The following is a 23,660-nucleotide window of genomic DNA, read 5'->3' as shown; positions in this document are numbered from 1 at the left end:
TCAGCACCCACGGGGCAGCCGGCGCCTCGGGCAACAGGCCGGGGCGGGCAGGCCGCAGGGGCCGCCGGAGCGGCGTGCGGTGTCGGCGGCGGTGTCGGCACGCGGTGTTCAGGACATTCCGCTTCTGTCGATCAGCATGTCGATGACGGCGTCGAGACCGCCTTCGGCCAGCGCCTGACGCTGGCGGTCCGCGCCGGTTCCCTGCTGCAGCAGCCGGTGGACCAGGGAGGTGACCTCACGGGTGTCGCCCGCGGCGCGCAGAGCGGGTCCGACGTGCTCCACCAGCCCGTACACGGCATCGCCCGCCCGGCAGCGCTCGCCCCGGGGGGTGACCAGGTCGCCGCTCAGTCCGTGGCGGGCCGCCTGCCACATCGCCACGTCCACCAGTTCGGCATGCGCCTCCGGCGCCGCCGTGCCGGCTGCCACCTCCCCCATCGCCGTGTCGACCAGGGCACGTACGAGCCCGGCGAACATCACGGCCTCGTCGGTGCGCAGCTGCACGTCCGGGCAGCGGACTTCGACCGTGGGGTAGCTGTCGGAGACGCGGGCCTGCCAGTACAGCTGACCGGTGTCCGCGATGACCCCGGTCGACAGCAGCAGCCGTACCCGTGCGTCGTATTCGGTGTCGTCGGTGAAGCACGGCGGGACGCCGCTGACCGGCCAGCGGTCGAACACCACGGTGCGCCAGCTGGCGAAGCCGGTGTCGTGCCCGTCCCACAACGGGCTGTTCGCCGCCATGGCGGTCAGCACCGGAAGCCAGACCCGGATCCGGTTGAGGACCTGGACGCCCATGTGCCGGCTGGGGACGGCGACGTGCACGTGCATGCCGTTGACCATCTGCTCGGCCACCAGCTGGGGTGCCTGCTGCTGCAAGGCGCGGTAGCGGGCCTGATCGGTGACGGGGACGGGCAGGGCCTGGCGCAGCGGCGGTGTGCCGCTCGCGACGAGGCGGCACCCGTGTGCCTCGGCGGCCCCGGCCACGGCGTGCCGCAGCCGCACCAGATGGCCCCCGACCTCGTCCAGCGACTCGCAGACCGGGGTGACGGCCTCGACCTGCGCCTGGAGGAGTTCCGGCTGGATCTCCCGAGCCGCGACGAAGGGCTCGAGGCCGGCCGCGGAGCGTACCTTCTCCGCTCGGGCCGCGAGCCGCCCGCTGACCGGCTCCACCAGCAGGTACTCCTCTTCGACGCCGACGGTCGTCATCATGGGCCTCCCGTCATCCGGCGTCGCCCCGTCCGTGTGCCGGGACGCTCCAAGTGCCACCGCGGCCGGAGTTCCAAACGCGCTGGCGGGTCAGGTGTCGAAGGCGTCCACCGCCGGGTGGAGTGTGAAGATCTGGTCGAGGCCGACGCCGGTGAGCACGCGCAGGAATCCGGCGCACCCGTCGGCGCGCAGGACGAGAGCCGGGGGTGGCCGCCGGACGCGAGATGCACGGACGCGAGCCGTCCGGGCCGGGTTCGACCATGCCGAACATGCAGGTGCGGTGCCGCGGATCACCGCCGGCGGACGCCGGTCGGGACACGCCGGAGGACACGCCAGGGCTCCGCGCTCCGCGTTCCGGTCGCGGGATGCCCGTCGCAGGCCGGCGGGACCGCGGTCGCGTCAGGTCGCCAGGTGCCGTTGGATCCAGTCGGCGGCCGTGCGGCGGAAGAGGCGGCGGTTGTCCGCGCGCCGGAACTCGTGCCCCTCCTCGTGCAGCAGCAGGAGTTCGGCGTCCAGTCCGCGCTCCCTCGCAGCCCTGACGAACTGCTCCGACTCCCCCACCGGCACGTTGGTGTCGTGCTCGCCGTGCACGGCCAGCACGGGGACGCGCAGCGCGTCGACGCGGCTCATCGGCGACAGGGCCCGCAGCAGCTCGCGGTCGCGCTCGGGGTGACCGTACTTGTGGGCCGCCGACTCGGCGATCCACGGTTCGGTGCCGGCGAAGAAGGTCGTCAGGTCCGACATCCCGCACACCGCCACGCCGGTGCGGAACAGCTCCGGGTGCCAGACGAGCGAAGCCATCGTCAGATAGCCGCCGTACGAACGGCCCATCACGGCGAGCCGGCGCGGGTCGGCCAGTCCTGCCACGATCACGTGGGCGGCGCAGGCGGCGACGTCTTCGAGCGCGGCGAAGCGGCCGTCGCCGAGGTCCGCGTCGACGAAGGAACGGCCGTATCCGGACGAGCCCCGGATGTCGGGGGCGAAGACGTCAAGTCCCCGGCCGAGCAGTTCGTGGTAGAGCGGCTCCAGCACCGGGCGCTCCTGCTCCTCGGGACCGCCGTGCAGATGCAGGACGCAGGGGGCCGGCTCCTCCGGGGAACGGCCCGGCGCACGGTAGTACCAGCCGCCGAGCTCCAGCCCGTCCCGCGCGACGGGGCGCAGCGGGACGGGCCGGACGGGCGGGCGGCCGCCGGGGACGGTGTCCTCGTCGCGCGCGGACCAGGGCATGCGCAGCGCCACACCCCGGGGCACCCACCACACGCCCGGCCGGCGCCGGGACCCCGACAGCGCCACCACCGGGCCGTCCGCGGCCGGGGTGGGTGCCACCCGGGTGACCACCTCGTGGGGCAGTTCGAGGGCATGGGACGGGCCCGCGGTCGCGGGCGGCTCGGCCTGGCCGGCGCCGTCCGCGTCCGGTACGGCCACGCTCAGCGTGGTGACCTCCAACTCGCTGACGCCGCGCACGTTCCATGACAGCACCGCGGTGTGCCCGGCCCGGCCGAGGGCGAGCAGTTCCAGGTCGCAGCCCGGGCGGGCCGCGGCGACCCGCCGGCCGAGCAACTGTCCCTGCGGGCCGAGCCGGACCGCCACCAGTGCGGCGAACTCCTGCCCGGCGTCGCTGCGCAGCCACACGGTACCGCCGTCGGGCGAGAAGCCGCCGATCCACGGATCCCCGTCGGCGACGCGGACGGATCCGGTGACGGCGCCGTCCCGCAGCCGTACGACGAGTGCCTCGCGGCGCCCGCGCGGCCCCCGGCGCAGCAGGGCGAGTCCGCCGTCCCGGCTCAGGGCGCACACGCGCAGGGTCGGCGCCCCGGCTTCGCTCGCGAGCAGCACCGGAGCGGTGGCGCCTTCGGGATCGACGAGGTAGGCCGCGAGGGCGCGGTGGCCCGGCTCTGTGGCGGGCACGGTGTGTGTCCCGCGCGTCACGGTCCTCACCGGCCCCTCGTGGGGCGGGTGGGAGGGGAAGGTGAGGTGAGGTCCGCCCAGGAGGATCGCGCGGCCGTCGCGGCCGGCCCAGTCGCCCACGTGGGCGGCCGCCGCCGGGTCCGGCGTCGCGGCCGGCCCCTCCGGTTCGGCGGGCGCGAGGCCCGCGGGCGCGGGTTCGGTCACGGTCACGGCGACGGCGGCGCCGTCCGGGGACCAGCAGCCGAGGTGCGCGGAGGCGCCCGGTTCGCCGCCGGCCAGCAGGCGCCGGCCGGTGCCGTCGGGGCGCACGCACAGGACGCGGGTGAGTTCACCGCCCCCGGGGGCGGTCGTGTAGGCGATCCACCGGCCGTCGGGGGACCAGGACACCTCGATCACCGGGTCCGGGTCCGCGTCCAGCAGATGCACCTGTTCGCCGTCCACGGGACCGGCCCACAGCTGCGGCACACCGGTGCGGTCGCAGATGAAGGCGACCTGCCGGCCGCCGGGGTCCACGGAGGGGTACCAGCAGGCGTGGGCGATCAGCGGCTGCGGTACGTCGAGCGGAGCGGAGGTGTCGGGCAGCGGAACGGGCTCGGGCGCCGGTCGCGCCCCCGACATCGCGAGGCCGCGGGCGGGCGCCGCGGGGCTTCCGGCATACCCGGCGAGGGCTCCGGCGGGCGCCACAGAGCTTCCGGTAGCTGCGGCGAGGGCTCCGGCGGGCGCCACAGAGCCTTCGGCGGGCGCGTCGAGTGCTCCTGCCGGCGCCGCTCCGGTCACCGTGCCGCCCTCCCCCGACACCGCCGCCCCCTTCCGCGACACCGCCTCCGCGGCCGCCCGGCCCCCTGCCGACGCGGACGAGCCCACCGGCGTACGGCCTTCCGCCGCTGCCATGCCCCCCGCCGACGCGGACGACCCCACCCGAGCACCGTCTTCCGCAGCCGCCGGGCCCCCCGCGGACGCGGGCGCCCCCGCTGACGCACCGCCTTCCGCCGGTGCGCGGCCTCCCGCTGGTGCGGGGCTTCCGGTCCATGTCTCCCCCGCCGAGGCGCGTCCGGCGGCGGCGCCGTCGCGTGGTTCGGTACCGGGTGGGCGGGCCGCCGGGCCGGCGCCGGGGAGCGGCGCCGCCTGCCTCTCGGCGCCCGGTGCCCGGCCGGTCAGCGGACGCCGTGCGTCTGCAGCCATGTCTCCAGCAGCGCTACCTGCCACAGTGTGTTCGCTCCTCGCCGGGTGCGGTGCGCGTTGGGTGCCGCGAGCAGTTCGGCGACGTACTCCTGGCGGAAGACGCCGCGCTTCCTGGCCTCGGGGGCGGTGAGCGCCTCACGGACCCGCTGCAGCACCGGGCCTGCCATGTGCTTGATCGCCGGGACCGGGAAGTACCCCTTGGGCCGGTCGACGACCTCCCGCGGGAGGACCTTGCGCCCGGCGGCCTTCAGGACGCCCTTGCCGCCGTCCGCGAGCTTCAGCTCGGGCGGGCAGGCGGCGGCCAGCTCGACCAGCTCGTGGTCGAGGAAGGGCACCCGGGCCTCCAGGCCCCAGTCCATCGTCATGTTGTCCACCCGCTTGACGGGATCGTCGACCATCATCACGTGCGTGTCCAGCCGGAGGTCGGCGTCCAGCGCCGTGTCCGCACCCTCGGCCGCCAGGTGGGCGCGCACGAACTCGGCGGAGCTGTCCCGCTCGGTCAGGAAGGCGGGCTCGATGATGCGGGACAGCTCCGCGTGGGTCCGGTCGAAGTAGGTGTCGATGTAGGCGTCCGCGGCCCGCTGCCGGGACACGTCCGCCATCGCCGGGTACCAGTGGTAGCCGGCGAACACCTCGTCGGCGCCCTGGCCGCTCTGGACGACCTTCACCTCCTTGGCGACCTGCTCGGACAGCAGGTGGAAGGCCACCACGTCGTGGCTCATCATGGGTTCGCTCATGGCGCCGACGGCCGCCTCCAGCGCCCCCGACACCCGGTCGGACGGCACCATCAGCTGGTGGTGACGGGTGTCGAAGTGCCGTGCGACGAGGTCGGAGTAGTGGAATTCGTCCCCCTCCTCGCCGCCCTCGGACTCGAACCCGACGCTGAAGGTCGCGAGGTCGTGCTGTCCCTCGTCGGCCAGCAGGGCCACGATGAGGCTCGAGTCCAGACCGCCGGACAGCAGTACGCCCACGGGCACGTCGGCCACCATGCGGCGGCGCACGGCGGTGCGCAGCGCGTCCAGCACGGCGTCCGTCCAGTCCTGCGCGCTCAGGGCCGTGTGCTCCGGACGGCGCGTGTAGGCGGGCTGCCAGTAGCAGCGGTCGCTGTGGGTTCCGTCCGGTTCCACCACGCGCACGGTGGCCGGGGGAAGCTTGCCCACGCCGCTCAGCACGGTGTGCGGCGCGGCCACGGTCGCGTGCCAGCTGAAGTACTGGTGCAGCGCCACCGGATCGAGCGAGGTGTCGACGTCGCCGCCCGCCAGCAGGGCCGGCAGCGTGGAGGCGAACCGCAGCCGGTCGGTGGTCCGGGCGACGTAGAGCGGCTTGATGCCGAGCCGGTCGCGGGCCAGCACCACGCGTCCGGTGTCCAGCTCGACGATCGCGAAGGCGAACATGCCGAAGAAGCGCCCGACGCAGTCGGTGCCCCACTGCCGGTAGGCCTTGAGCACCACCTCGGTGTCGGAGTCGGAGAAGAACTCGTGGCCGAGCGCACGCAGTTCGTCACGCAGCTCGCGGTAGTTGTACACGCAGCCGTTGAAGACGCCGGCGATTCTCGCGTGGGGATCCGCCATCGGCTGGGAGCCGCTGTCCGACAAGTCGATGATCTTCAGACGGCGGTGGCCGAGAGCCACCGGCCCTTGCGACCACAGCCCGCGCCCGTCGGGGCCGCGCGGCGCGAGCCGGTCGGTCATCCGTTCCACCGCGGCGACGTCCGGCCGCTCGCCGTCGAACCGTATCTCCCCACTGAGACCGCACATCAGAGGCTCCCCCTCCCCCGGACTGCGGGCCGCACGGCGCAGCCCGCGCGGCCCGTACGGCCGTGCCGGCAGCCGGACGGTGCTGCTCTCCCGGGCTGCCCCGGGAGCGGACGATCGGGGGCCGGAAGATCCTTCGTCGCGTGCATGGAAGTGTGACTCTCCTTGGTCGGGCAACGGTCGCCGGTCGGACGGAGGGGGCCCCGCCCGTTCGAGGACCGTCGGCAGGTTGGGCGGATCACGCGCTCGGCGTCGGCGCGGTGGATCTGCCGGCGTACGGGTGACCGCCCAGCGGGTCCGGCTGGAGGGTGGTGCGCCGGGAGCCGGCCGACGGGCGTCGCGCCGGGCGTTCGCCGCGGGTCTCGGCCGTCATCAGGTCGATGCTGGCGCGGAGGTCCTCGGCCTGGGCGGCCCGGCGCAGCCGGTGCGCCGCGCTGCCCACGGACAGCGCCTCCTCGAGCAGTGCCCGCACGGTCTCCCGGTCTCCGGTCGCCTCCAGCGCGGGACGCAGCCCCGCCAGCATCCCCGTCAGCACGACGGGGGCGGGTGCCGGGGCGAGCGTCACGGGGTCGACCAGCGCACCCTCCAGGCCCGACCGGGCCGCACGCCAGGTGGCCGCCCGCAGCCGGTCGTGGCGGCCGTCGCACAGCGGGCCGTCGGTGCGGGACAGGCGCTCGCAGGCGTCGTGCACCAGGGCGCGGAAGAGGCCCGCGACCAGCACCACGGTCTCCACCCGCGGGCAGGCGTCACAGATCCGCAGCTCCAGGGTGCGCTGATGGGCGGAGGGCCGTACATCGTGGTAGATCATGCCGGCGTCGCTGATGACGCCCGAGCGGATCAGCTCCGCGAGGGTCCGGTCGTAGTCGGCGGCGTCCGGGTGGCAGCCGGCCGGACCCGCGGTGGGCCACCGCTGCCACAGCATGGTCCGCCAGCTGGCGTAGCCGGTGTCGGAGCCCAGCCAGAACGGCGAGCTTGCCGACAGGGCCAGCAGGGGCGGCAGCCAGGGCGAGATCAGGCACATGGCGCGGACGGCGGTGTCCCGGTCGGGGACGTCGACGTGGATCTGCGCGCTGCAGATCAGCTGTTCGTCGGCGACGAGCCGGTAGTCGTCGGCCATGCGCTGGTAGCGGGGATCGGCGGTGACGCCCCGGGGTTCGACGCCGGCCAGCGGAACCGTGCCGGCGGCCACCACCGCCAGGCCGAGGGGGGCTGCCGTGGCGTCGAGGCGGCGCCGGGCCGAGGCCAGGTCCGTCCACAGGCCGTCGAGCGAGTCGTGCACGCCGCTGTTGTCCTCCACCACCGACTGCTGCAACTCGCCGGTGAAGCCGGGTCTCTCGATGCGGCCGAGCAGTTCGCCGGCGCGTGGTACGAGGTGGCCGCTTTCCACGTCCAGCACGTGAAACTCTTCTTCTGCTCCGAGGCGCGCTGTCACGGGCTCTCCCCTGCGAGTAGTCCACAGCCGCCCGTTACGCCGAGTTGCCGACGGCCTGGGCGGTTGACGTGCTCCGAGTTCCCCTGATCAGCCTCCGACACGCCTCATAGTTCACATCTTATGACAAATGGCGCTCAAACGAGCTTTGCGTTGCACGCATGGGCGGGGTGTCCACCTCGCGTGCAGCACCACGGGCGGGGTGCCGACTGTCGCGTGCAGCACGCATGGGCGGGGTGCCGACCGTCGCGTGCGCGCCGGCACCCCTGCCCTCGCTTCAGCCGTTGCGGCGCCGGAGGGTCAGCCAGGCCAGGACGGCCGCACCGCCGGCCGCCAGCAGCAGGGTGCGGTTGTCCCGGGCCACCCGTGCGCCCTGGAGCGTCCTCGCGCGCACCGGCTCGGGCGCGTTCTCCTCCCAGAGCCTGCCGACCCGGGCGGCCTCCTCGCCGGCCCGCCGGGCTCCCAGGGCGGCCTTGTCCCTGACCGGGTCCGGGAGCTTGTCCTGTGCCTGGTGGACGACGTCGGCGGCCTTGGCCTTCAGTGTGCCCACCTGGGTCGCGGCCCGTTCCCGCAACTCCCCGGCCTTGGCGGCGGCCTGTTCCCTGGCCTCGGCGGCCTTCTCCTGCGCACGGGCCTTGACGTCGGCCTTGCCCGCGAGCGCCTCGACGGTCTCGCCGAGTTCGTGGCGGGTCCGCTCGATCTGCTCGCGCAGTTCCTCGGGGCCGGAGGCGGTGGGCTCGTCGTGGGGCGGCTGGGTCATCGGTGTGCACTCTCCTTGATCTCGGCCACGTCGGCCTTCACGTTCTCGATCGTCTGCTGGGGCGTGGGCGGCGCGGCCTGTGCGACCGCCTTCCTCCCGGTCAGCGCCATCACCGCGGCGATCACACCCAGCACCGCGGTCACGATGAGGGCCGCGGCCCACACCGGCAGCGGTACCGCCAGCGCCGCGATCGCGGTGGCCACCAGGGCCTGGAGCATCAGGAAGCCCACGACGCCGGCGCCGCCGAACATCCCGCCGCCCTTGCCGTAGCGCCTGCCCTTCTCCTTCATCTCCGCCTGCGCCAGACGCAGCTCCCCGCGCACCAGCTCCGTCAGTTGCTGCGAAGCACGCTGGACCAGCTCTCCCACCGGTTCCGTGCCCGGCGCATGCCGATCGGACGCGTTGTGCGGCTGGGTACTCGTCACGGCGATCACCTCCCGTCAGTCGTTGCCGTGGGGACGAAAGCGCCGCGGCGCCGTCCCGTGTGGGCGCGGGTACCCCGAAGGGCCCGGTTCAGGACGTGCGGCTTCGCCGGCCTGCACGGCACCGCTCCCGTCGTCGCCCCCGACCGCCTCCCTCGCGTGTTCGAACGACTTGACCCGCTCCGGTGGTTGACGGGGTGCTCAGCCACAATTCGCGGCGTCGGTCGCCGTCCGGAGGCTTGTCGGGACCGCCCTGCGGGCAGCCGGAAGCACAAGGAGAAGCCGTTACGACGACGGTGATGCCAGGAGGAGGTCGGCAATGGTGTGGTGGGCTTGGGTGGTCTTCCTCATCGCGGTGGTCGGACTGCTGGGCGCGGCGATGCTGGCGGTTCAGGCCAAGCGGCGTGCCGGGACGGTGATCGCGGTGCGCGGTGGCCGCCGGTCCGGCCGGGGAGGCCGGCCGTGACGGGGCTGATGCTCGCTTCCGAGCTGCACAAGCTCGTGGTCGTGACCCTGGGCGGGGAGGCGGTGGCGCAGATCAAGGACACCGTCTTCGACGCGGGGGGCGGACGTGTCACCGGGTTCACGCTCAGCGGGCGGGGCCTGCTGGCCGGACCGATGAGGCGGAGCCTGCCGTTCTCGGGGGTGCACGCCCTGGGGCCCGCGGCCGTGATGATTCCGGGCGAGGCGGTCTTCGAGGACCGGGACGCGGTCGTGGCGAAGGGCGAGGCCGGGCACGGCCGGGTGATCGGTGTGCCCGTGGTCACCGATCAGGGCACCGAGGTGGGCACGGTGCGTGACGTGGTGATCGAGGCCGGTACGAGTGGACGGGTGATCGGCTTCGAGGTCGCCGCCCACGAGAACGCGGACCAGCCCCGGCGCAAGGTGTTCATCCCCCGCGGACAGACGATGGCCGTATCCGGAGAGGCCGTGGTCGTGCCCGCGCGGGCGAGCCACTTCGTCGCCGAGGACCTTTCCAGCTTCGGCGCCCAGGTCGAGGCGTTCCGCGCGGAGACCGGTCAGCCGATCGCGGGCACTCCCGCACCCGACGAGAAAGGCCTCGCACGATGATGTTCACGCAGGCCCGGGGCCTCCCGGTGATCATCGCCGACGAAGCGGTGACGCTCGGCACCGTGAAGGACCTGACCATCGATCCCCACACCCGCAGCGTCGCCGGCCTGCGTCTGTCCGGAGCGCCGAAGGACGCTGCCGTCGTCGCCTGGAGCGCGGTGGAGGCCGTCGGGCAGGACGCCGTGATCGTACGCTCCCGCGGCGCCGCCGTCGCCGGGGACGACGAGGTCCCGGAGCATCATGATGCCGTCGGGGCCCGGGTGCTGACCGAGTACGGCGTGGAGCACGGCACCGTCAAGGACGTCTCCTTCGATCCCGCCTCGGGAACGATCCTCAGCGTGTACACGGCCCTCGGCGACATCACCGGCGACCGCCTCATCGGCCTCGGCTCCCATGCCATGGTCGTGCATGCGGCACGTGCCTGAGCCCGGGCCCGGGTGCCGATGCGTTCGCTACGGCGCCGTCCGCCAGGCGTTCGCCCGCTGTTCGTGGGCCCCGGTGTCCCAGTCCAGGCGCAGGATCGCGAGGTCGTCGGTGTGCCGGTCGGCGTTGAGTTGCCGGGTCCTGGCGATGAGCTGGTCGAGGTGGCTGCCGGGGTCCGGGGTGCGGATGGCGCCGATCAGGTCCAGGAGGCCGGTGACGCCGAGTCTGTCGCCGTGGTGGCCCGCGTAGCCCTCGATGAGTCCGTCGGTGTACGCGACGAGGGCGCCGCGGCGGGGCAGTTTGAGTGTCGTGGCCGGCCACTTGCCCAGTCCGGGCAGGATGCCGAGGGCCACTCCGTGGGTCGCCGCGACCTCCTGCGGGCCGTCCGGGGTGAGCAGCACGGGACCGTGGTGGCCGGCCAGATGCAGGGTGAGGGTGGCCGCCTGGGGGTCGAGCGTGATGAGCGAGCAGGTCGTGAACAGATCGCTGCCCGTGCGTTCGGCGATGTGTATCCGCTCCAGCAGGGCCAGCAGCTCCTGGTCCCGGTGGCCGCCGAGGGTCAGCGACCGCCAGGCGATCCGGAGGCAGACGCCGAGAGCGGCCGCGTCCGGTCCGTGGCCGCTGACGTCTCCGATGACCGCGTGCACCTGCCCGTCGTCGGTCTGCACCACGTCGAGGAAGTCGCCCCCGAGGAGCGCCTGGGCGCGTCCGGGGAAATAACGGCTGGAGGCCGTGACCGTGGTGGAGGACAGTATGGGATCCGGCAGCAGTCCACGCTCGAGGCGGGCGTTCTCCTCGGCGCGCAGCCGGCCCACCTGCAGTGCCGCGTTGGCCCGTTCGGCCTGCTTGCGCTCGACGGCGTAGCGGACGGCCCGCTGGATCAGGTCCGGCTCGACCTTGCCCTTGATCAGGTAGTCCTGGGCACCCGCGGCGAGGGCCTCCACGCCGGCTCTCGGCTCCTGCAGACCGGTCAGCACGATGATGGCGGCGTGGGTCTGCGTCTGGACGGCCTGGACCGTCTCGACCCCGGAGACGTCCGGCAGGTGCAGGTCCAGCAGCACGCAGTCGGCGTGCTCCTCGGCGAGCGCCGCGCGTGCGTCGGCGGCCGTCCGGCACCGGGCGAGGGTGTGCGGCAGATCGGTGTCGAGGAGCAGCTCCTCGACCAGGAGGGCGTCCCCGTCGTCGTCCTCCACCAGCAGGATGCGGTAGTGCTCGGCGCGGCCTGTCGCCTGGTCCGTCACGGCTGCGGCTCTCCGGCCGCCGGGTCCGCGGCACCGGAGGCCTCGGCGGTGTCGGCGGTGTCGGGCAGGGTGAACAGGACGCGGGTTCCCGGCCGGTGGTCGGGGTCGATCGCGATCGTCCCTCCGTGGAACTCCACGACCTTCTTGCACATGGCCAGGCCGATGCCCGTGCCCGGATAGGCGTCCTTGGTGTGCAGCCGCTGGAAGAGGATGAAGACCTTCTCCTGGAACTCCGGTTCGATGCCTATGCCGTTGTCGCTGACGGCGAACCGCCACATCCCGTCGTCCTGTGCGGCACTGATGTGGATGCGCGGCGGACGGTCCGGGCTGCGGAACTTGAGGGAGTTCGACAGCAGGTTCTGCCACAGCATGCCCAGCTGGGTGGTGTCCCCTACGACGGTCGGCAACGGGTCGTGGGTGATCTCGGCGCCGCTCTCCTCGACGACGACGCTCAGGGTGTCCAGGGTCCGGTTCAGCACGTCGTCGAGGTTCACGGTGTCGTGGTCGGCGTGTACGCGGCCGACACGTGAGAAGGCCAGCAGGTCGTTGATGAGCACCTGCATGCGGTTGGCGCCGTCGACGGCGAAGGCGATGTACTGGTCGGCGCGTTCGTCCAGCCGGCCGCCGTAGCGCCGTTGCAGCAGCTGGGTGAAGCTGGACACCTTCCGCAGGGGCTCCTGCAGGTCGTGCGAGGCCACGTAGGCGAACTGCTCCAGCTCCGTGTTGGAGCGTTTGAGGTCGGCTGCCTGTTCGTCGAGCAGCGCGCGGGACTCCTCACTGAACTGCAGTTCCGCGACCAGCCGCCGGCGCATCGCGTCGACGTCGGCGGCCAGCTGCCGCAGGTCGGCCGGGCCCGAGACGACGACGGAGCGGTCGAAACGGCCGTGCGCCACCTCACGGGCGGCCGCGCCCAGCTGGCTGAGCGGATCGGTGATGCCCCGCCGCAGGCCTTCGAAGATGAGGAAGGAGATCAGAACGATCAGGGCGGCGATGACGCCGAACGTCCAGTTGCGCAGGGTCATGGCGTCGCGCAGATTCCGGGCGGCCGTCGTCCGCTCGTCCTGGAGATGACGCTGCTGCCGGGCCATCGCACCGCGCAGTGAGTCGAAGGTCGTCTTCCCGTCGGTGTCCCGGGCGGCGGCGATCCGGACGGCCTCCTGCGGGGAGGCGGAGGAGACGGGGCGGGCCACCCGCTCCGTCCAGTCGTGCGCAAGCCGGTCCACTTCCGCGAGGTCCGAACGCCCCTGCGCGTCGCCCTCCATACGCGACCGAAGGCTCCGCATGGCGGCTCGTCCGCCCGCGACGCCCTCGGCGTACGGCTGGAGGAACTCACGCCGGCCGGAGAGGCCGTAGCCGCGGACGCCGGTCTCCTGGTCGATCAGGGCCGTCTCCAGGCGGATGGCGTCGATGAGCGCGGGCGAGCGCCTGTCCACCAGTTCCGTCGTGATCTGCGACGTACGCCACATCGCCCAGCCGCCCAGCGCTCCGAGCACCGCCAGGGCGACCAGGGCTCCGGTGACACCTGCGCGCAGCCAGCGGCGAGTGGTCCAGCGGGCGAGCGCACCCTGCTTGACGGACGGCGTACTGGTCATGGCGGTGTGTCGGCTCCTCAGGTGGTCGGCGGCCGCGTCCGGACGCGTGGCCGCCGATGAACTCTACCTCTGTTCGACAACAGATGTTGTCGGATCGTCGATCGGCCCCCTAAGGTGGGCACATGCCTGGCCGCCCTTCCCTCCCCCGTCTGCCCGGCACGGAGCTGGCCGCCCTGGTGACAGAGGCGGTCGACGAACTCGCCCGGCGCCTCGCGCAGGACGTCGCCCCGCCGGCCGGCTCGTACAACGCGTTGACGGATGCCCGCCAAAGGGCACTCGCACACCTGCATGTTCTCGGCTCGGTCAGGAGAGCCATCCGGCATCTGGAGGACGAGGCCGCCCGCGCGGCCGCCGCGAGCGGAGCGACCTACCCCGAGATCGGACAGGCGAGCAACATGAGCCGGCAAGGCGCCCGGCGACGCTGGCCCGGCCTCGTCACCAGCCGCACAACCCGTCCGACCACCCGACCCACCCCCCGGAGTTCGTAACCCATGGCTGCCGCCACCACCCGCCCGTACGACGTGCTGCTGGTCGAAGACGACGTCGCCGACGCCATGCTCATCCAGGACGCGCTCGCCGAGCGTGGAACCCGCAATCTCACCCAGGTCTCCGACGGAGTGGCGGCGCTGGAGTATCTGCGCGATCCGGACAAGCCGCGGCCCGACCTCATCGTGCTCGACCTGAACATGCCGCGGATGAACGGCCGTGAGTTCCTCGCCGTGGTGAAGGAGGACGCCGAGCTGCGCACCATCCCGGTGGTCGTGCTGACCACCTCCGCCGCGCCGGACGACGTGACCGGCGCCTACCACCACCACGCCAACGCGTACGTGACGAAACCGGTCAATCTGGAAGAGTTCGAAGAGGCGGTGCGCAGTATCGACGCGTTCTACCTGGACGTGGCGGTCAAGCCGCCGAGGCAGTAGGGCCACGGCACCGGGCCGGCGCCGCTTGCCCGGCGGCCTGGCGGGTACAGCGTTGGCATGAGGACGACAGCCGTCTGGTCCCGGGATTGCTGAAAGTGATGTGTTCGTGACTCGTCTCGGCGGGGTCGGTGACGACCAGGCGAACGGGCCGGGCGACGCGCCCGAAGCCCGCGCCCTGGAGATGGCCGACGCCGTGGAAGGTCTGGCGGACCTGTGGTCCGCCGCCGCGCAGCGGGCCAGCCTGCGGCTGTCGCCGCACCAGCTGCGGGGGCTGCGGATACTGAAGTCGCGGCCGGGTCTGAACCTCACGAGTCTGGCCGATCGCATGGACATAGGGCTGCCCACGGCCAGCCGTCTGTGCGATCGGCTGGAGGCGGCGGGACTGCTGGAGCGCGCCCCGCACCCGGACAAGCGGCGCGAGGTCCGGCTGAGCCTGACGACGCACGGCCGGCACGTTCTCGCCGAGGTCGCCTCGTACCGGGCGCAGGCGCTGGCCGACGTGCTGGCCGGGATGGAAGCCGGGGAACGCGCGGCACTGGGCCGGGGACTGCACGCCTTCCTCCGGGCGCACGAGCGCACGGCCCCGCCGCCGGACCGGCCCGGGACGCGCGAGCCGTGACCGCTCCGGGCCGTCTTCCGGCCCGGGCCACCGGCCGGAGGGGCCGTGTCAGCGGCCGGAGGGGCCGTGTCAGCGGCCGTTCCAGTCGAGGCACAGCACGGCGGCATCGGACATGAGCTGCTCGCCGCCGAAGTGTTCGATCAGCGCGCCCACGATGGCGCGTGCCGTCTCGTGCGGGGACGCGGCACGCGTGGCGCCGAGGACCTGACGCAGCACGGACTCCCCGAACACCTCGCCGGTCGCGGCGCGCGTGCTGTGCACGCCGGTGCTGACCGCGATCAGCCGGTCGCCGCGCCGGACGTCGAACGTCTGCTCCGTGTAGGGCGTCTCCTCGAACATGCCGAGCGGCAGCTGGGCCTCCAGTTCGATCCGCTCGGTATGCCCGTCTCGCTGGCGGAACAGCTGGGGAGAGCCCGCGTCGACGGCGCGAACCGTGCCGGTGGGCAGATCGAACTCGAGCAGCAGCGTGGCGGCGTACACCTTGCCGGCGTACTGGGCGTAGACGGCCTGGTCGGCGAGGGCCGCCTGGTCCGCCAGTCCGACGCCGGCCCGCCGGGCGTTGCGCAGTGCGCCGACGGCGAGGCTGGTGAGCAGCGAGGCTTCGATGCCCCGCCCCATGCCGTCGGTGACCGTGAGGACGAGGCGGTCGGCGCTGGTGGACCAGTCGAAGTTGTCACCGCCGACGGCGTAGGCCGGCTCGAGGTGAGCGCCGATGACGTACTCCTCGCGCGCACAGCCGCGCCCGGGCAGCAGCTGCCACTGCATCTCGGCGGCGAGGGTGAGGCGGCGGGTACGTCGCGCCTGGAGGTACAGGTCGGTGTCGCGGTCGGCGGTCGCCACCTCGTGGCCCAGCTCGGTGGCGAACTCGCCGAGCCGCAGGACGGTGGCGGGGTCCACCGCGGCCGCGGGCAGGCGGACGGACAGCACGCCCACGCGGTCTCCGCGGACGGTCATGGGCAGGTGCACCAGCTGGGGGTCGATGCCGGTCGGGACCTCCACCACCGGCTTCTGGGTGACGAAGGCAGTGCCCGCCGGGCCGTCGTGGGCCGACACCGACCCCTCGGCGTGCGGCAGGTGCGTGACGGGCTGCAGGACGGTGAGTCCGTAGTCGGCCATCAGCAGCGTCACGTCCTCGGCGCCCACGAGGTCGGCGAGGACACGCCGGGCCGTGGCGACCAGGGCGTGGGGCGGAGCGGCGCGCAGCATGCTCCCCGCGGACGGCAGTGCGTCGGCGTTCTCCACGATCACCACCCTCTCCCCTCGGGGACTCCACACTAGCGTGCGGCGGAACGGGACCGCGCCGGCCGGTGCGGGTGTGCGTCGGCTCCCGTGCGCGGACGTGACGACGATGCCCTGCCCTTCCAGGGCGTACGCCGGAGCGTCGGCGAGGCGGGCCCGTGTGACGATCGTGCTCAGGCCGGTCTCCAGGCCGACGACGGCCTGTGCGACGGCGAGGCGGATGCCGGAGGCCTCCGTGTCCTCCAGCCGGCATGTCCTCCAGCCGGCCGGCGCACCACCTCGGCCAGGGCGTCCACCACGGACCTGTTCGCCTCCACGACCTCGCGCCGGGACCCGGTGAACACCGTTCGGAACAGGGTGGCGTCGGCCGAGCGCTGGGCGATCTCTTCCCGGCGCCGTTCCCGGAAGGTCCCGGCGTCCAGGTGGAGACGCCGGTGCCGGGCCTCGACGGCCGCCGGTTCCCCGGAGGCCCGCAGGCGGTCCGCCGCGTAGCCGCCTCGCGGGCCGTGTCGCGCTGCGCCCTCCGCGCCTTCTCCCCGTCGTGACGTCCCGGCGCCGTGCGGCGGCGGGCGGGCACCTCGTCCTTGCCGAAAGGCACTCACCTCGTGGGGGAAGGATGCGAACGTCACACGACGCCACAACCCGGCGGGCCGGCGGGCCGGCGGGGCGGCGGGCTCAGTGCGCGGGCGGCTTTCCGCGCCAGTCGAGGCACACCACGAGAGCGTCGTCGTCCGGTGTCGCCTCGCCGCGATGGCTGGTCAGTTCGCGCAGGATGGCCCGCGGCACCTCGGCCGCCGGGAGCAGCCGGGTGGCCTGGATCGCCCGGGCGAGGGCCGCGTCTCCGTAATTCTCGCCCTTGGGTGACGCGACGGCGTGCACCCCGTCGCTGACGAAGACGAGCCGGTCGCCGGGTTCGACCGTGAACTCCTGCGCGATGTAGTCGGTTTCCTCGAACATGCCCAGCGGGAGCTGGGCGTCGAGGGCGACGGCCTCCACGACGCCGCCTCGCAGGCGCAGCATCCGGGGCGAACCCGCGTCCACCACGCTCACCCGGCCTGTCTCGAGGTCGAAGTCGAACAGGAGGACGGACAGGTAGCAGCGGCCGCGGTAGTGGGCGTAGACGGCCTGATCGGCCAGGGCGGCCTGGTCGGCGATGGAGACTCCGGCCCGGCGCGCGTTGCGCAGCGCGTTGAGGGCGAGGCTCGTCAGCAGGGATGCCTCTATGCCCTCGCCCATGCCGTTGGTCACGTAGAGCATCAGGTGATCGGCGGTGGCCGACCAGTCGAAGTTGTCGCCGAAGATGCCGTAGGCGGGCTCCAGTTGCGCCGCCAGGTCGTACTCCGGACGGGAGCACGAGCGGCCGGGCAGCAACTGCCACTGCATCTCGGCGGCCAGCGTCAGCCGGTCCTTGCGTCGCGCCTGCAGATAGAGGTCGGTGTCCCGCTCGGCCACCACCACCTCGTGCGCCAGCACCTCGGCGATGTCGTGGAGCTCCTCCTGGTACCGGCGGGCGAGGTCGCTTCCGGGCAGGGTCACGGTCAGCACGCCGAGCCGGTCGCCCCGCACACTGACCGGAAGGTGCAGCCGTACCCGGCCGTCGGGCTCGTCCTCGGCGTGCGGCTGCTGGGAGCCGAAGGCGCGTCCCGCGGGGCCGTTGTGCACCGAGAGCGGCTGCAGCGTGTGCGGCAGCACCGAGACCGGCTGGAGCAACGTCAGGCTGTAGTCGGCCAGGAAGAGTTCGACGCCGGTGGCGGCGTACTGCTCGACCAGCACGCGGCGCACGGCGTCGAGCAACTCGTGGGGGGCCGCTGTACGCAGAGCGCGTTCAGCGGCGAGGAATCTGTTCACGATGGGAAGAATGCCAATCTCTTGCCGGAAATTTACGGGCCTCGTCCAGGAGGCGAGGCTTCCTCTTCGGCCGTGCCGGTCCGCGGGACATCGGCGACCGGCGGCTCTGTACCTAGTACGCTGGCGGGCACCCCAGTGCCTGCGAGAGTGTGACCGTGACTGCCTTCCATCGCCGCCCGGAGCCCGAGCAAATCGCACGCGTGACCACCACGGCCTCCGAGCTGCTGGAAGTCCTGTGGGGCCGGGCCTCGACGGCGCCGGCGTCCGCGTCCCAACTGCGCCTGCTGCACATACTCGAGCACCAGGACGGCATCAACCTGCGCACGCTCGCGGCGTCGCTCGCCTCCACCCCGCCGTCGACCAGCCGCCTGTTCGACAGGCTGCAGGCCGCCGGTTTCGTCGAGCGCGCGACCAGCCCGGACGACCGGCGCGAGGTGCGCCTGCACCTGAGCGGGCATGGGCGTGCGTTCCTCGCCGACCTGCGCGCACGGCGCGAGGCCGAACTGCAGGCAGTCCTCGAACTGATGCCCGCGTCCAAGCGGGTCGCGCTCGCGGAGGGGCTGGACGCCTTCTGCTCCGCGGCGGCCACGCAGATACACGACGACGCCCAGGGATCCAGCCGGACGGCCTGAACGGCCGGGCGCGGCGGCACCTTTCCTTCGCGTCCGCGGTGACCAGCACACGGCGCGGTCTCCGCCCACCGCAGCATTCCAGTCCTTTCCGCGTGTACCTCGACACGGCTACTTTGTTGCTTCGTGACCATAGTTGTCAAACGGCAACATAGAGGTGTGGCACAGCCCTTGCCGTCTTTCGGTCACCCGCTTTCGAACCGGTCTGTCGTGAATGTGGTCCAGGTCTCGGTCGCCGGGGCGGTGCCTTCCGTCAGGTCGCCGGGCCGGCCTCGGGCGGCGCGTGCACGGTGCTGAGGTCGGCGAGACCCGAGACGGTCAGGATGGGCCGGAGCAGCGACGGGGCGATCAGTTCGAGGCGATCGGCATGGGTGAACAGGACGTTCAGACCCGCGCTGTCCAGGTACTCGACGGCGGTCAGATCGACCAGCACGGCGCCGGGAGCCTGCTCCAGCGCCCGGGCCAGCTGCTCGCTGTTGCTGAGGTCGATCTCGCCGGCCAGGGTGAGGAGCGAGGTGCCGTCGTGCCGTTTCGCCGGCGTGATGGTGAGCGGGGTGGCCATCAGGGGATCCTCGTGTGCATGTCGATGGTGGTCCCGGTGGGGGCGGGGTCGATGGTCACGTGCTCCATCAGTTCCCGCATGAGACTGATTCCCCGGCCGCGCAGGGGGTTTGCGGCGGGCCGGGGTTCCTTCCAGCGTCCGCTGTCCGCGACGGTGAGCCGGACCCGTCGTGCCGAGGCTTCGGCCCGCAGCCGGACGGCGGCACCGGGAGCGTCGCGATGGCCGTGTTCCACGGCGTTGGCGCACGCCTCCCCCGCCGCGATCAGGACGTCCATCACGGCCTTCGGCGGCAGTCCGCAGGAGCTGAGCCAACTGCGCAGGGCGTGGCGGATCGGGGCCAGCTGGCCCGACTCGGCGGGGAAGCAGAGGCTGAGCGGTGCCGGGTGGCGGTACAGCAGCACCACCACGTCGTCCTCGTAGCCGTCCGCCGGCGCCAGGCGGTCCATGAGGTGCGCGGCCAGGCCTTCCAGGACGACGTCACCGCCGGCCCGGAGGACCTCGCAGGCACGGCCGATTCCCTGGTCCAGGCTCTGCCGCCGGCGCTCGACCAGCCCGTCGGTGTAGAGCAGGAGCGTCGACCGGACCGGTACGGCCGTGGTCGCCTCCGGCCGTGGCCGTCCCGGCCGCACGCCGAGGGGCAGCGAGCGCCCGTGCTCCAGCAACTGTGCGGTGCCGTCGGGGTGGGCGAGGATTCCGGGCGGATGTCCGGCGCTCGCGTAGGTCAACTCGCCGGTGTCCGGGGCGAGGACACCGCAGAAGACGGTGGTGCAGACGGCGTCGGCGATCCCGGTGGCGAAGTTGTCGAGTGCGGTGAGGGTGCGGCCGGGGCTGGTGTCCTGCAGGAACAGAGCCCGGCAGGCGCTGCGCAGCTGCCCCATCACGGCGGCCGCCCGGAGCCCCCGGCCGACGCAGTCGCCGACGACGATCCCGATCCTGCCGTCGGGCAGCGGAATCGTGTCGTACCAGTCGCCGCCCACTTCCAGGGGCTGCGTGGCGGGTTCGTAGCGGACGGCGAAGCCGCCGGGCAGCGCGGAGGGACCCAGGATCGCTCGCTGCAGGGCGAGCGCGGTACCGCGCTGCAGGTCGAACTGGTGGGCCCGGGTCAGGGCCTGCGCCAGGTGCCCGGCCAGCAGGGTCAGCAGCAGCTGGTCCTCGTCGCCGAAGGGCCGGTGGCCACCCGTCTCCACCCACAGCGCCATCGGGCCCTCGGGATGTTCCACCACCGTTCCCGCGCCGGTCGCGTCCGAGGCGGAGGTCAGCGGAGGGCGCCGGTGCAGCTCGGTGAGGGTGTGCCGGCGCTGCTCGGGCAGGTCCTGCCAGTCCACCGGGTCGGTGGCCGTGACCGAGGGCGTGTCCCCGGAGCCGAAGACGGCCGCCAGGACACGGTCGGCCCGCCACACCTCCTTGAGCTGTGCCAGGGCCGCCGCGAGGGTGTCGGTCAGGCTGGTCGCCTGGGACAGCCGGGTGCCGAGCGCGGCCAGTGCGCTCTCGCGCTGGACGGCGTAGTGCTCGGCGGTCACGTCGCGGAAGGTGCCGACGATCACCCGGCGCCCGGTGTCGGGGTCGTGGGCGTGGGTGAAGGTCACCGCGACCCACAGGCGGCGCCCGTCCCTGCGGACGGCGGGCACGGTACGGCTGTGGTGCCGCTCTCGCAGCAGGGCTGCGAAGGCGGCGGTGGCCTGCCGGTGACCGTCCGGGTCGGCCGTCGCGTCGGGCCACCAGGGGTGCTGCGGACGGTAGGGCAGCCCTTCGGGGCCGTAGCCGAGGATGTCGGTGAAGGCCGTGTTGATCTCGGTCACGGCGCCGTTCTCGTCGCAGACGAAGAAGGCCTCCTGCAGGGAGTCCACGAGTGCGGTGCGCCACCGGGCGTGGTGTCCGCGCAGCCGGGCCAGCTCCACGTTGGCGCGGACCCGGGCCAGCAGTTCGGCGGCGGCGAACGGCTTGACCATGTAGTCGTCGGCCCCTGCCTGCAGACCCTCGATGGCCGCTTCCTGCCCCGCCCTGGCGGACAGCAGCAGCACCGGCAGGGACGCCGTACGAGGGTCCCGGCGCAGGGCGCTCAGCAGCGACAGGCCGTCGAGGCGGGGCATCATCACGTCGCTGACGATCAGGTCGGGCGGCGTGGTGCGCACGGCGCGCAGCACCTCCTCCCCGTCGGCGACGGCGGACACGCGGTAGCCGGCGTGGGTGAGGAGGCGGGTGAGGTACTCCCTCATGTCGGCGTTGTCGTCGGCGATCAGGACGTGCGCCGGCGTCCCGGCGGTGCGCGGCGTGACGGGCGAGCCGGGCGCCGTGCCCGCGCCTTCCTGTCCCTCGGTGGCCTCCGCACCCGGCAGCCAGCGCAGTGCCTCCTGGAGGTACGGCGCCGCCGTCACCGCGGAATCATGGGGCTCCCCGGCGGCGACGGCCTCGGCGGGCAGATGCCCGGCACCGAAGCGCAGCTTGACCGTGAAGCAGGTGCCCTTGCCCTCCTCGCTCTCGGCGGTGATGGTGCCGCCGTGCAGCAGGACCAGTTCCCGGACCAGGGCGAGGCCGATGCCGCTGCCTTCGTTGGAGCGGGCGCGGGTGCCGCTGATGCGGTGGAACCGCTCGAACAGCCGGGGCATCTCGGCGGCCGGGACGCCGACGCCGGTGTCCCTGACGAGGACCTCGGCGGAGCCGTCCCGCTCCCGCACGGTGACCGAGATCGTCCCTCCGAAGGTGAACTTCAGGGCGTTGCTGAGGAGGTTGAGGACGACCTTCTCCCACATACCGCGGTCTATGTGGACCGGCTGGGACAGCGGCGCGCAGTCCACGTCGAAGGCGAGACCCGCCCGGTCCACGGCGGAACGGAAGACGCTGGCCAGTTCGGCGGTGACGGCGGCGAGGTCGACCGGTTCGTAACGGGCCTCCATCCTTCCGGCCTCGATGCGGGAGAAGTCCAGCAGGCTGTTGACGAGCTTGCCGAGCCGCAGTCCGTTGCGGTGGATGGCCGCCAGATCCTGCCGGACCGAGGGCTCGGCGGCCGGCAGCCGGGTGAGCAGTTCCTGTGCCGGGCCCATCATCAGGGTGAGCGGGGTGCGGAACTCGTGGCTGATGTTGGAGAAGAACGTCGTCTTGGCCCGGTCCAGTTCGGCGAGTTCCTCCGCGCGCCGCTGCTGTGCCCGGTAACTGCGCGCACTGCCGATGCCGGCGGCCAGATGGCCGGCCGTCAGGTCGATGAAGCCGCGGTAGCCGTCGTCGAGGGGGCGGTAGCGGTTCAGGGCGGCCACCAGGAATCCGTACGGGTCGCCGCCCTGCCGCGGCAGCGGCACCACGAGGGCCTGGGCGGGCGGCTCGGGCCGGTCGCCCGTGGGCAGGGTGCCGAACGGGCCCTGTGCCAGCGGTACGCACACGGGCTCCCCGCGCCTCGCGGCGGCCGCCGGCCACACCTGGTCGGGCCGGTCCCCGGACAGGAGTGCGGGGGCGGCCGGGTGCCCGTCGGGCAGGCCCGTGCTGCCGGCCAGCCGGGCGCCGTCGGCCGCGAACAGATAGGTCAGGGTGAACGGCAGATCCCGGGTGTTGCGCGCCAGTTGCCGGCAGGCGAAGGCCAGCGTCTCCGTCTCGCTGCGGAGCACGGTGGGCGCGGACCCCAGGTCGCGCAGGGTCGCCATCCGCCGCTCGCCCACGACCCGGTCGGTCTCCTCGCTGACCACGCAGAGCATGCCGACGACCTGTCCGGCGTCGTCGCGCAGCGGACTGTAGGAGAAGGTGTGGTACGTCTCCTCCGGATAGCCGGAGCGTTCCAGGAACAGCAGCAGCGCCTCGTCCCAGGTGGCCTCGCCGGTGTCGAGGACCCGGTCGATGCGGGGGCCGATGTCGGGCCAGATCTCCGCCCACACCTCACGGGCCGGCCGGCCCAGCGCCCAGGGGTACTTGCGGCCCAGGGTGTCGCGCCGGTAGCCGGCGTTGCAGAAGAACGTCAGATCCGGCCCCCACGCCATCCACATGGGGAACCGCGACGAGAGCATGATGCCGACGGCCGTCAGGAGACTCTGTGGCCAGCGCTCGGGCGGCCCGAGCGGCGTGGCGGCCCAGTAGACGGCGGCCAGGTCGGCACCCACCTCGCGGTCGCCTGCGAACACCGCGTGCGCGCCTGCGAGGCGCGCCGTGTCCGCCGCGCGCCGGCCTTCGTCGTCCACCCCGGCCCCTTCACCCATCCCGGCTCCGATCGTTCCCTGCGCGGCTCGTGGCCGCACGAGGACCGGCCGCGCCGGCACGACGGCCGGCTCAGCGTGGCCCGTATGCCCCCACCGGGACATTCCATCCGTCCTCGACGCCTGACGTCGTCGGTGCCCTGGAACGAGCGGACCAGGGCATTGTGCCGGATCTGGCAGCCCTGGGCGGGCGAACGGCGGAAGCGGCGCCGAGTCGCCGCGCGGGCCGGTGCGGAGAGCGGCCGCCGCGCCGGGCGTGACCTGATCAGGTCACGCCGAGCCTGGTGACGTCGCCGTCTGCCCCGGGGGCGCCGGTGTCGGAGAAGCGTCCGGACCGGCCGCCGGTGCCGGAGAAGTCTCCGGGCCCGACGAGGTGCTCGAAGACGTGGGTGAGGCGGAGCCGGGCGTCGAGGAAGCCGGGGCGGTTGTCCAGGCGCAGCCCGGCGCCCACGGCGCCGGCGCGACGGTGGATCATCAGCAGGGCGGCGAGCCCGGCGGAATCGATCCACGTCAGGTGGCGGAAGTCCAGCCGCACCTCGCGCGGGCCGGGGTGCCGGCCGAGGTGGTCGGCGAACGTGGCCACCAGGTCGTCGCCGGTGTCGTAGTCGAGTTCACCCGCGACGTACACCGTCAGCGTGGTCGGCTCGCTGGTCACGGTGAGGCCGAATTCGCTGGGCTGA

General features: G+C 73.2%; 20 protein-coding genes. 7 read left to right on the top strand and 13 right to left on the bottom strand.

Annotation, left to right across the window (positions count from 1 at the left end; genetic code table 11):
- Nucleotides 1-108 precede the first annotated feature (108 nt).
- The 6 genes from ACGFT2_RS23410 to ACGFT2_RS23385 form a co-directional block, all read right to left on the bottom strand.
- Complete coding sequence (locus ACGFT2_RS23410; protein WP_393281656.1) at nucleotides 109-1,203, bottom strand: glutamate--cysteine ligase; 1,095 nt, start codon at nucleotides 1,201-1,203, stop codon at nucleotides 109-111.
- 399 nt (nucleotides 1,204-1,602) lie between these two features.
- The gene (locus ACGFT2_RS23405) at nucleotides 1,603-3,729 is read right to left on the bottom strand and encodes a S9 family peptidase (protein ID WP_393281654.1); all 2,127 of its coding nucleotides are present in this window, start codon (nucleotides 3,727-3,729) and stop codon (nucleotides 1,603-1,605) included.
- Between the two features lie 536 nt (nucleotides 3,730-4,265).
- A complete protein-coding gene (locus tag ACGFT2_RS23400; RefSeq protein ID WP_393281390.1) occupies nucleotides 4,266-6,050 on the bottom strand; it encodes an N-acetylglutaminylglutamine amidotransferase in 1,785 nt (594 codons plus the stop codon).
- Between the two features lie 235 nt (nucleotides 6,051-6,285).
- A complete protein-coding gene (locus ACGFT2_RS23395; protein ID WP_393281388.1) occupies nucleotides 6,286-7,479 on the bottom strand; it encodes a YbdK family carboxylate-amine ligase in 1,194 nt (397 codons plus the stop codon).
- A 274-nt stretch (nucleotides 7,480-7,753) separates the two neighbouring features.
- The gene (locus tag ACGFT2_RS23390; protein ID WP_393281386.1) at nucleotides 7,754-8,236 is read right to left on the bottom strand and encodes a DUF3618 domain-containing protein; all 483 of its coding nucleotides are present in this window, start codon (nucleotides 8,234-8,236) and stop codon (nucleotides 7,754-7,756) included.
- Nucleotides 8,233-8,661, bottom strand: coding sequence for a phage holin family protein (locus tag ACGFT2_RS23385; RefSeq protein WP_393281384.1), 429 nt, complete (start codon nucleotides 8,659-8,661; stop codon nucleotides 8,233-8,235). The genes ACGFT2_RS23390 and ACGFT2_RS23385 overlap by 4 nt, the downstream gene beginning before the upstream one ends.
- A 316-nt stretch (nucleotides 8,662-8,977) precedes the next feature.
- Between ACGFT2_RS23385 and ACGFT2_RS23380 the strand changes: the two genes are divergently transcribed.
- The 3 genes from ACGFT2_RS23380 to ACGFT2_RS23370 are packed head-to-tail and all read left to right on the top strand — an operon-like array spanning nucleotide 8,978 to nucleotide 10,154.
- A complete protein-coding gene (locus ACGFT2_RS23380) occupies nucleotides 8,978-9,124 on the top strand; it encodes a hypothetical protein (RefSeq protein ID WP_393281382.1) in 147 nt (48 codons plus the stop codon).
- Nucleotides 9,121-9,729, top strand: coding sequence for a PRC-barrel domain-containing protein (locus ACGFT2_RS23375; protein ID WP_393281381.1), 609 nt, complete (start codon nucleotides 9,121-9,123; stop codon nucleotides 9,727-9,729). Before ACGFT2_RS23380 ends, ACGFT2_RS23375 begins: the two co-directional genes overlap by 4 nt.
- The gene (locus ACGFT2_RS23370) at nucleotides 9,726-10,154 is read left to right on the top strand and encodes a PRC-barrel domain-containing protein (protein ID WP_393281379.1); all 429 of its coding nucleotides are present in this window, start codon (nucleotides 9,726-9,728) and stop codon (nucleotides 10,152-10,154) included. The genes ACGFT2_RS23375 and ACGFT2_RS23370 overlap by 4 nt, the downstream gene beginning before the upstream one ends.
- 27 nt (nucleotides 10,155-10,181) lie before the next feature.
- On the opposite strand, the gene ACGFT2_RS23365 is transcribed toward ACGFT2_RS23370, so the two are convergent.
- Together ACGFT2_RS23365 and ACGFT2_RS23360 are read right to left on the bottom strand one after the other, a co-directional pair.
- Nucleotides 10,182-11,393, bottom strand: a complete 1,212-nt coding sequence (locus ACGFT2_RS23365; protein ID WP_393281377.1) for a PP2C family protein-serine/threonine phosphatase — start codon at nucleotides 11,391-11,393, stop codon at nucleotides 10,182-10,184.
- Nucleotides 11,390-12,985 carry an ATP-binding protein gene (locus tag ACGFT2_RS23360; RefSeq protein WP_393281376.1) on the bottom strand — a complete coding sequence of 532 codons (1,596 nt, stop codon included), beginning with the start codon at nucleotides 12,983-12,985 and terminating at the stop codon, nucleotides 11,390-11,392. Before ACGFT2_RS23360 ends, ACGFT2_RS23365 begins: the two co-directional genes overlap by 4 nt.
- Before the next feature lie 122 nt (nucleotides 12,986-13,107).
- On the opposite strand from ACGFT2_RS23360, the gene ACGFT2_RS23355 reads away from it, so the two are divergent.
- The 3 genes from ACGFT2_RS23355 to ACGFT2_RS23345 all read left to right on the top strand — a co-directional run bounded on the left by ACGFT2_RS23355 (nucleotide 13,108) and on the right by ACGFT2_RS23345 (nucleotide 14,527).
- Nucleotides 13,108-13,473, top strand: coding sequence for a hypothetical protein (locus ACGFT2_RS23355; protein ID WP_393281374.1), 366 nt, complete (start codon nucleotides 13,108-13,110; stop codon nucleotides 13,471-13,473).
- Nucleotides 13,474-13,476: 3 nt separating this feature from the next.
- The gene (locus tag ACGFT2_RS23350) at nucleotides 13,477-13,908 is read left to right on the top strand and encodes a response regulator (protein ID WP_393281372.1); all 432 of its coding nucleotides are present in this window, start codon (nucleotides 13,477-13,479) and stop codon (nucleotides 13,906-13,908) included.
- Between the two features lie 106 nt (nucleotides 13,909-14,014).
- The gene (locus ACGFT2_RS23345) at nucleotides 14,015-14,527 is read left to right on the top strand and encodes a MarR family winged helix-turn-helix transcriptional regulator (protein WP_393281370.1); all 513 of its coding nucleotides are present in this window, start codon (nucleotides 14,015-14,017) and stop codon (nucleotides 14,525-14,527) included.
- Between the two features lie 69 nt (nucleotides 14,528-14,596).
- On the opposite strand, the gene ACGFT2_RS23340 is transcribed toward ACGFT2_RS23345, so the two are convergent.
- Both ACGFT2_RS23340 and ACGFT2_RS23335 read right to left on the bottom strand, forming a co-directional pair.
- The gene (locus ACGFT2_RS23340; protein WP_393281652.1) at nucleotides 14,597-15,733 is read right to left on the bottom strand and encodes a PP2C family protein-serine/threonine phosphatase; all 1,137 of its coding nucleotides are present in this window, start codon (nucleotides 15,731-15,733) and stop codon (nucleotides 14,597-14,599) included.
- 708 nt (nucleotides 15,734-16,441) lie between these two features.
- A complete protein-coding gene (locus tag ACGFT2_RS23335; RefSeq protein WP_393281368.1) occupies nucleotides 16,442-17,614 on the bottom strand; it encodes a PP2C family protein-serine/threonine phosphatase in 1,173 nt (390 codons plus the stop codon).
- Nucleotides 17,615-17,814: 200 nt separating this feature from the next.
- On the opposite strand from ACGFT2_RS23335, the gene ACGFT2_RS23330 reads away from it, so the two are divergent.
- Nucleotides 17,815-18,246 carry a MarR family transcriptional regulator gene (locus ACGFT2_RS23330; protein WP_393281366.1) on the top strand — a complete coding sequence of 144 codons (432 nt, stop codon included), beginning with the start codon at nucleotides 17,815-17,817 and terminating at the stop codon, nucleotides 18,244-18,246.
- Between the two features lie 250 nt (nucleotides 18,247-18,496).
- On the opposite strand, the gene ACGFT2_RS23325 is transcribed toward ACGFT2_RS23330, so the two are convergent.
- From ACGFT2_RS23325 to ACGFT2_RS23315, 3 genes are all read right to left on the bottom strand, one after another.
- The gene (locus ACGFT2_RS23325; RefSeq protein WP_393281364.1) at nucleotides 18,497-18,805 is read right to left on the bottom strand and encodes an STAS domain-containing protein; all 309 of its coding nucleotides are present in this window, start codon (nucleotides 18,803-18,805) and stop codon (nucleotides 18,497-18,499) included.
- Entirely contained in the window at nucleotides 18,805-22,773 is a 3,969-nt protein-coding gene (locus tag ACGFT2_RS23320) for a SpoIIE family protein phosphatase (protein WP_393281649.1), read from the bottom strand. The genes ACGFT2_RS23325 and ACGFT2_RS23320 overlap by 1 nt, the downstream gene beginning before the upstream one ends.
- A gap of 472 nt (nucleotides 22,774-23,245) precedes the next feature.
- A complete protein-coding gene (locus ACGFT2_RS23315) occupies nucleotides 23,246-23,635 on the bottom strand; it encodes an STAS domain-containing protein (protein WP_393281362.1) in 390 nt (129 codons plus the stop codon).
- Between the last annotated feature and the right edge of the window lie 25 nt (nucleotides 23,636-23,660).

It is taken from the genome of Streptomyces sp. NPDC048514 (genome assembly GCF_043199955.1).
Taxonomy (GTDB): Bacteria; Actinomycetota; Actinomycetes; order Streptomycetales; family Streptomycetaceae; genus Streptomyces.
Note: the sequence above shows the minus strand (reverse complement) of the source record. Positions and strands in the feature narration are given on the sequence as shown.

Coding starts and splice junctions, on each gene's coding strand:
- ACGFT2_RS23340 (WP_393281652.1), bottom strand. CDS start 15,733: ATGCTGCGCGCCGCTCCGCCCCACGCCCTGGTCGCCACGGCCCGGCGT.
- ACGFT2_RS23405 (WP_393281654.1), bottom strand. CDS start 3,729: ATGTCGGGGGCGCGACCGGCGCCCGAGCCCGTTCCGCTGCCCGACACC.
- ACGFT2_RS23410 (WP_393281656.1), bottom strand. CDS start 1,203: ATGACGACCGTCGGCGTCGAAGAGGAGTACCTGCTGGTGGAGCCGGTC.
- ACGFT2_RS23400 (WP_393281390.1), bottom strand. CDS start 6,050: ATGTGCGGTCTCAGTGGGGAGATACGGTTCGACGGCGAGCGGCCGGAC.
- ACGFT2_RS23320 (WP_393281649.1), bottom strand. CDS start 22,773: ATGTGGATGGCGTGGGGGCCGGATCTGACGTTCTTCTGCAACGCCGGC.
- ACGFT2_RS23350 (WP_393281372.1), top strand. CDS start 13,477: ATGGCTGCCGCCACCACCCGCCCGTACGACGTGCTGCTGGTCGAAGAC.
- ACGFT2_RS23325 (WP_393281364.1), bottom strand. CDS start 18,805: ATGGCCACCCCGCTCACCATCACGCCGGCGAAACGGCACGACGGCACC.
- ACGFT2_RS23380 (WP_393281382.1), top strand. CDS start 8,978: ATGGTGTGGTGGGCTTGGGTGGTCTTCCTCATCGCGGTGGTCGGACTG.
- ACGFT2_RS23390 (WP_393281386.1), bottom strand. CDS start 8,236: ATGACCCAGCCGCCCCACGACGAGCCCACCGCCTCCGGCCCCGAGGAA.
- ACGFT2_RS23355 (WP_393281374.1), top strand. CDS start 13,108: ATGCCTGGCCGCCCTTCCCTCCCCCGTCTGCCCGGCACGGAGCTGGCC.
- ACGFT2_RS23370 (WP_393281379.1), top strand. CDS start 9,726: ATGATGTTCACGCAGGCCCGGGGCCTCCCGGTGATCATCGCCGACGAA.
- ACGFT2_RS23360 (WP_393281376.1), bottom strand. CDS start 12,985: ATGACCAGTACGCCGTCCGTCAAGCAGGGTGCGCTCGCCCGCTGGACC.